Source organism: Paenarthrobacter sp. CC6 (assembly GCF_040560085.1).
Lineage (GTDB): Bacteria > Actinomycetota > Actinomycetes > Actinomycetales > Micrococcaceae > Arthrobacter > Arthrobacter nicotinovorans.
Map to the genome: position 1 here is coordinate 1 of NZ_JARDAN010000003.1, position 6,107 is coordinate 6,107.

Annotated in this window: 4 protein-coding genes and 1 pseudogene; 1 reads left to right on the forward strand and 4 read right to left on the reverse strand. The window is 64.4% G+C overall.

Going from position 1 to position 6,107, the window contains the following annotated elements:
* The 4 genes and pseudogenes from PV760_RS01675 to PV760_RS01690 all read right to left on the reverse strand — a co-directional run.
* Positions 1–839, reverse strand: a pseudogene (locus tag PV760_RS01675) (cell wall anchor protein); the annotation flags it as partial.
* 98 nt (positions 840–937) lie between these two features.
* Complete coding sequence (locus PV760_RS01680) at positions 938–2,002, reverse strand: hypothetical protein (RefSeq protein ID WP_354626990.1); 1,065 nt, start codon at positions 2,000–2,002, stop codon at positions 938–940.
* 112 nt (positions 2,003–2,114) lie between these two features.
* The gene (locus PV760_RS01685) at positions 2,115–3,005 is read right to left on the reverse strand and encodes an MBL fold metallo-hydrolase (protein WP_018776860.1); all 891 of its coding nucleotides are present in this window, start codon (positions 3,003–3,005) and stop codon (positions 2,115–2,117) included.
* Positions 3,006–3,088: 83 nt separating this feature from the next.
* On the reverse strand, positions 3,089–5,260 hold the full coding sequence (locus tag PV760_RS01690) for a S8 family serine peptidase (RefSeq protein WP_064721513.1): 2,172 nt from the start codon (positions 5,258–5,260) through the stop codon (positions 3,089–3,091).
* A gap of 365 nt (positions 5,261–5,625) precedes the next feature.
* Here PV760_RS01690 and PV760_RS01695 point away from each other — a divergent pair.
* Positions 5,626–6,107 (forward strand): hypothetical protein (locus PV760_RS01695; protein WP_354626991.1); only part of this gene is annotated, 482 nt, incomplete at its 3' end.

Sequence of the window (6,107 nt, forward strand, 5' to 3'; positions counted from 1 at the left end):
CCCAGCACGCCAGCAGAGGTTGAACCAACGCTCACCGGAGCAGTAATCGGAGCAACAACCTGCGTCCCCGAACCAATACCGTCAGATCCCGACGTGGAGGCACCCGAACCGGTGCCGGCAGGAGAAGCAGCTGGAGCTCCACTGCTGGACGTAGCTGCAGAATCCCCAGCCACACCCACGGCAGTGGCTCCGATGTTAACAGGGACCGAAATCGGAGCCACTACCTGAGCGCCGGACGCGATACCCTCTCCCCCCGACGTTGTTGCCTGCGCGGGCGCTTGGGCCTGTGCAGGAGCTGCTGATTCTGAAGTTGCTGCCGAGTCACCGAGTACGCCGGCCGACGTCGACCCCACCGTGATGGGGACCGTCACCGGTGCGACAACCTGGGTTCCCGAGGCGATACCGTCGGCGCCGCCGGTGGTTGCTGCCGGCGTCGAACTTGTTGCCCCGGCCGGGGCGGCAGGTGTGGCTGAGCTCGCCGCAGTGGAGCCCCCCAGCAGACCCACTGACGACGAGCCCAGGTTTACGGGCACCGTTACCGGGGCTACCACTTGCGTCCCGGATCCGATGCCGTTGGAACCGTTGGTGGTGGCTGCGGGTGCTGAACCCGAAGTTGCAGCAGGTGTGGCAGAACTGGTTGCTGCCGAGTCCCCCACCAGGCCCAAAGAGGTTGCGCCGAGGTTGATGGGCGCTGTTACTGGCGCCACCACTTGCGTGCCGGACAGAAGTCCGTCTTTGCCGCTGGTGGTATCCGCGGCGTTTGCTGCGGTGGCGCTGAGGACAATCATGCCCCCGGCAAAGCAGGTGCCGATCAGGCACTTGCGAATGGTCGTGTTCATGGTCTTTTTCTCCTGAAGGTCTTGTTCCCGGAGACGTCCGATGACGGATCGTCTGTAGTGCCGTCTGCCGCGAAAGTCGGTGCAGCAAGGCTGGGGACCTAGTCAGGAGAGGAGCCGGGATCGAATGAAACCGGCTTGGGATGTTGTTCGTCGCTGGCCGTTGCGAGGCCAGGAAGTGTGTCGGCAGGGATGATCAGGGCGGCGGCAAGGAACGCTGCCGCCGGGTTTGGCGGACCGTTGGAAGACCCGGCGGAACCGCCGCCGGCGAGGCCTGATGGGACCGTGTCGCGGTCACCCGGCAGACCGGGCTGCGTTGCCGGATCAGCGGACGACGACGAGGCGCCAAGCACCGCGGTGATTCCCGTGGGGCCGAAGCTACGGGTGGACATCACCCATGGAGATGCATCGAGTGCGGTCCCCGCAGCCGCGGACGGTTCCGAAAGTTGGCTTTGTTCAGCCGGGGCACTTGTGGCCGGTTCAGCTGGAATTACGACGTCGGTCCCCGGCGAGGTGCCGGCGTCCAGTCCGGCCGGGGGTATTGACCCACTGGTAACGGGTGCAGCCGGGACCTCCTCCGCAGGGACGGCAACCGGAGGCACCACCACGGGTGGAAGGGTCACCGGTGGAACCACGGAATCGAGGGGTGGCAGAACAGCATCGACCACGCCCACGACCGGCGCCACCACGGGGTTGAGCACATCGGTCACAGGTTCCAGGCGCACGGGTTCCAGGGCTGAGTTCACCGGCGGGACAAAGACGTCAACCGTGCGGTCCACGGTATCTGTAGCCGGAACGAGCACTGTGTTCACGACTGTTGCCGCGGTGTCCCCTGGGAGGACCTGGTTGACCACCGGCACGGCGCCTATTGCCTGATCCACTGTGCCGCCCGCGTGCTGCACCACGGGCGTGACGGCAGGCACGGGGACGTTGAGGTGATCGGCCGGCAGCAAGCCCTTGACGGCGGCCGGCAGGGCTACGTCGGGAAGCGGAATGCTGATGGAGCTCGATGACGTCGTGCTCTCCAAGAGGTTCTTTTCGGCAGGCCCCGCGTCCGCATTTGCAGCGGTGGCTGAGAGCGCCATCCAGATTGCGGTACCGGCACCCGCGACCATGACGGAGCGGAGAATGCTGGCAGCACGCGGAAAAACGCGCGAACCCCTCATCTCGACACCCCCAGGTAGTCGCGAACCATTGGTCGCCTTCATCCTAGGAAGGACTATTGGAATAGTCCATAGTCAGGAGTAAAGAAGATGAGAAATTTGTAAGGAACCTTGTTTATGACGGGTAAGAGCCTGTTTTCCCCGGACCAAAGTCTGCCGTGCCCAGCGAGGTGCGTCCTTGGGCGTTGGTTTCCTGCAGCCGCTTGATGAACCAGCGCGATTGTTCCGGGCCGTAAGGCAGCACTGGAATGGCCTTCGTGGCGTCTGAGGGCATGTCGCGGATGGACTGGGTTGCCTGGCGCACCGCCGTGCCCATGGTGTCTGCCATTGTCTTGACGAACTCGTCACTGACATGTTTTCCGTGGCCCGGGACCAGGAATTCGTAACGGTGCCTCAGCGCCGAGATGTGCCGCAGCGCATCGGCCCACTCTTCGGGATAGGAGTCCTCGAACGACGGGTGCGCACCCTGTTCCACCAGGTCACCCACGTACAGGGTGGAGCTGGTTCCTACCAGCAGGTCGCCGTCCGTGTGGGCGCGGCCCAGGTAGAACAGCGTGGCGGTGATCCCGCCGAGGTCCACCAGCACAGGCTGGTCGTGGACCAGCGCGTTCGGGACAACAATTTCGACGGCGTCGCCCTCCCCCGCTGCCATCTCGGGTTCGTTGGTGGCCACGAAGCGTCGCTGGTTGTCGGCGTCGCGTTCGATGGTGGCCGCACAGTTGGCGTGCGCCCAAAACTCGGTAACGCCGTCGTCAGCGAAAACGGCGTTACCGAAGAAGTGGTCGTAGTGCGCATGGGTGTTCACCACCACCAGCGGCAGCTGGGTCTTTTCACGAACCGCAGCAAGGATCTCCCGGCCTTGGCGCGGGCCGCAGCCGGTGTCGATGACCATGGCGAGCTCAGAGCCCACCACCAGCCCGGTGTTGAGTAACGATCCCTCGGTTTCCAAGACGTAGTTGTCCGGTCCAAGTTCCAGCCAAGCTGACAATGCGTTCTCCGTATCCACTGCAATCCGGCGATGTTCAGGCCTCTACTCTACCCACGGAAAGCTGGGAGGGAGCGGAATGAACCGGCCGCCGGTGCGGGGATTTAGAGAATGGCGGTCATGACGTTCCAGCCGGCGCCGACCTGGCCGAAGCGCAGCCACCATCCGGAGCCATCGCCGGTGTAGAGCAGCAGATCTCCGGCTGTGTTGCGCCCAAGGACGTCCACCTTGCCGTCGCCGTCGAAATCACCCGGCGCCTCAATGGCGTTGAAGATGTTCCAGCCGGAGCCGATTTGGCTGGTGGCCAGCCACCCGCCGGTGCCGTTCCCCGGGTAGAGCAGGAGTGCTCCGGACCCGTTGCGGGCAATAATGTCTGCTTTGCCGTCGCCGTTGAAGTCACCTACGCCGTCGATGGCCGTCATAATGTTCCAGCCGGCGCCGATCTGGCGAGGCTGCAGCCAGCCGCCTGTGCCGTTGCCCGGGTAAAGCCAGAGCACGCCGTTGCCGTCGCGGGCAATGATGTCAGCAGTTGCGTCGCCGTTGAAGTCACCTGATGCCTTGATGGAGGTCATCACGTTCCAGCCGGCACCGATCTGACGGGCGCCCAGAAGGCCGCCCCAACCGTTGCCCGGGTAAAGCCAAAGCACGCCGTTGCCGTCACGGGCAATGACATCTGCGTAGCCGTCGCCGTTGAAGTCGCCCGGTGCCTCGATGGAGGTCATGCCGTTCCAGCCCACACCGATCTGGGTGCGGCCGCCCTTCCAGCCCCCGTAGCCGTTGCCCCGGTAAAGCCACAGGGCACCGCTGCCGTCGCGGGCAATGACGTCGCTGGTGCCGTCTCCGTTGAAGTCGGTGAGCTTCTTGTTCAGTGCTGCAGCGGGGGCGGTGCCACCGAACTTCTTCAATGCTGCGGTGGCATCCACCAGGCCTGCGCCGCATCCGGCCGAGCAGCCACCCGGCAGCGGCCTGGCAGACTCTTTGAGCTGCTGCTCCACCTGTGCAGGAGTGACGGTGCTGCCCTCGGCGGACATAAGAAGGGCTGCAACGCCCGCCACGTGGGGAGCGGCCATGGACGTTCCCTCCATCCAGGCGAAAGCGGGCTCGCCGGGCGTGGTGGTTCCGTAGTTCAGGGTGGACAAAATTCCGCGGCTCACGTCAACCGACATGTCGCCACCGGGTGCCGTGACGTCCACGGTGGGACCGTAGTTGGAGTACACGGCCCGGGCTCCGGCTTTGTCGCTGGCAGCTACGGCGACGACGTTCTGGCAGTTGGCAGGGCTGGCATCAGCCGCAGGGCGGTTGGAGTTACCTGCCGAGGCAACAACCACGGCGCCGGCGTTGTACGCAAAGTTGATGGCGTTCTGGTACGTGGTGGAGCACTCTTTGATGCCGCCCAGGCTGAGGTTAATGACCTTGGCCGGGTTGGGGTTCACGGGAGCATCAGCCACTACGCCACCTGCAGCCCAGATGATCGAATCGGCGATATCGGAGCTGTAGCCGCCACAGACGCCAAGCGCCCGGACGGGGAGAATCCTGGCACCCGGCGCAACGCCGGAGATGCCGATGCTGTTGTTTCCAAGGGCCGCCACGATTCCGGCCACATGGGTTCCGTGCCATGAGGAGTTCTCGGCGGGGCTGCCGGATTCACACTCTTCCGCCGGCACCCAGTCGCCCTGGTCCGTGGGGTCGGGATCGCGGCCGTTGCCATCCCGCGCATCGGCAGCGCTGGAAATCATGTCGTAACCGGGCAACACATTGGCGTTGAGTTCAGGGTGGTTGGTGATGCCAGTGTCCACCACGGCAACAACTACGCCTTCGCCGTGGTTGTAGTCCCAGGCACCCGGGGTGCGGACGCCGGACAGGTTGTCCCACAGGTTCCACTGCTCCAAGTAGCCGTAGTCCTGTGAGTGCGAGGTGGGACGCATGATGTCGTCAGCCTCTGCGTAGGCCACGTTGGGATCCGCGCGAAGGGTTTCCACGAAAGCCTGGGCTTCCGTTGCCGAAAGTGCCTCATCGAGCTTGATGACGTGACCCCCGGTGGCATTTTCGCGGGAGCTCTTGGCCTGCACACCCAGCTTGGTGGCTGCTTTGTCCGCCGCGTTCTCGGCCTTCACCGCAGCGGCCTGGGCTGCGCTGTCGCGAATACCCACGATGAACTGGTCAGTGGGGGTCTCTGCCGCGGCCTTGAGGACCTTGGGGGTGCTCGGAATGATGTTGATCTGGTCAGCAGCGGCTGGCTGGACGGCCAGTCCTCCGGTGATCAGAAGCGTGGTCATGGCTAAGCCAATGGTTCTTAGAGAACGGAGTCGGGGATTATTCACTGGGCATCCTAGGGAAAAATCGCGGCAGCCTTGAACGGCTGATCGCGGGCAACTGGAGACCACCAGCTGACCCCCAGGAAATTGTAAGCTGACTCTCGACTCTCCGTGCACACCGTCACATTTGTGACGGGAACGGTGCCGGATAAAGCAGGACCAGCCCACTACAGCATCCGACGGGATGCCGTAATGGGCTGGTGCCTACCGCTAGTGACGATTAGCTGTGACGGGATGCTGCCTTCCTGCGGGTGACCAACGTCAGGACCAGCCCGAAGAGGACAAGAACCGCAGCGATCGCTACGTAGGGAGTCGCCTGGGCACCAGTGGAGGCCAGGTTCTCATCCGAGCCCTCGTTCACGGACCTGTCCGCGCAAACACCCGAATTCGAGGTTCCATTACCTGCGACGCCCGGGATTTCCTCGCAGCTGTCCTCACTCGGCGCCACGGCCGGAGTCGTCTCCGAGGGAGTTGACGACGGCGGGGTCGTCTCCGAGGGGGTCGACGTCGCCGGAGGCGTCTCAACCGGCTTCGTCTCCGAAGGCTTCGGAGTCGGCGTCGGCGTCTCAACCGGCTTCGTCTCCGAAGGCGTCGGAGTCGGCGTCTCAACCGGCTTCGTCTCCGAAGGCGACGGGGTCGGCGTCGGCGTCTCAACCGGCTTCGTCTCCGAAGGCGTCGGAGTCGGCGTCGGCGTCTCAACCGGCTTCGTCTCCGAAGGCGTCGGAGTCGGAGTCGGCGTCGGCGTCTCAACCGGCTTCGTCTCCGAAGGCGTCGGAGTCGGCGTCGGCGTCTCAACCGGCTTCGTCTC

What these genes read in the sequence shown, in the direction of transcription:
- PV760_RS01680 (WP_354626990.1), bottom strand. Translation starts at nt 2,002, where the DNA reads ATGAGGGGTTCGCGCGTTTTTCCGCGTGCTGCCAGCATTCTCCGCTCC.
- PV760_RS01690 (WP_064721513.1), bottom strand. Translation starts at nt 5,260, where the DNA reads ATGACCACGCTTCTGATCACCGGAGGACTGGCCGTCCAGCCAGCCGCT.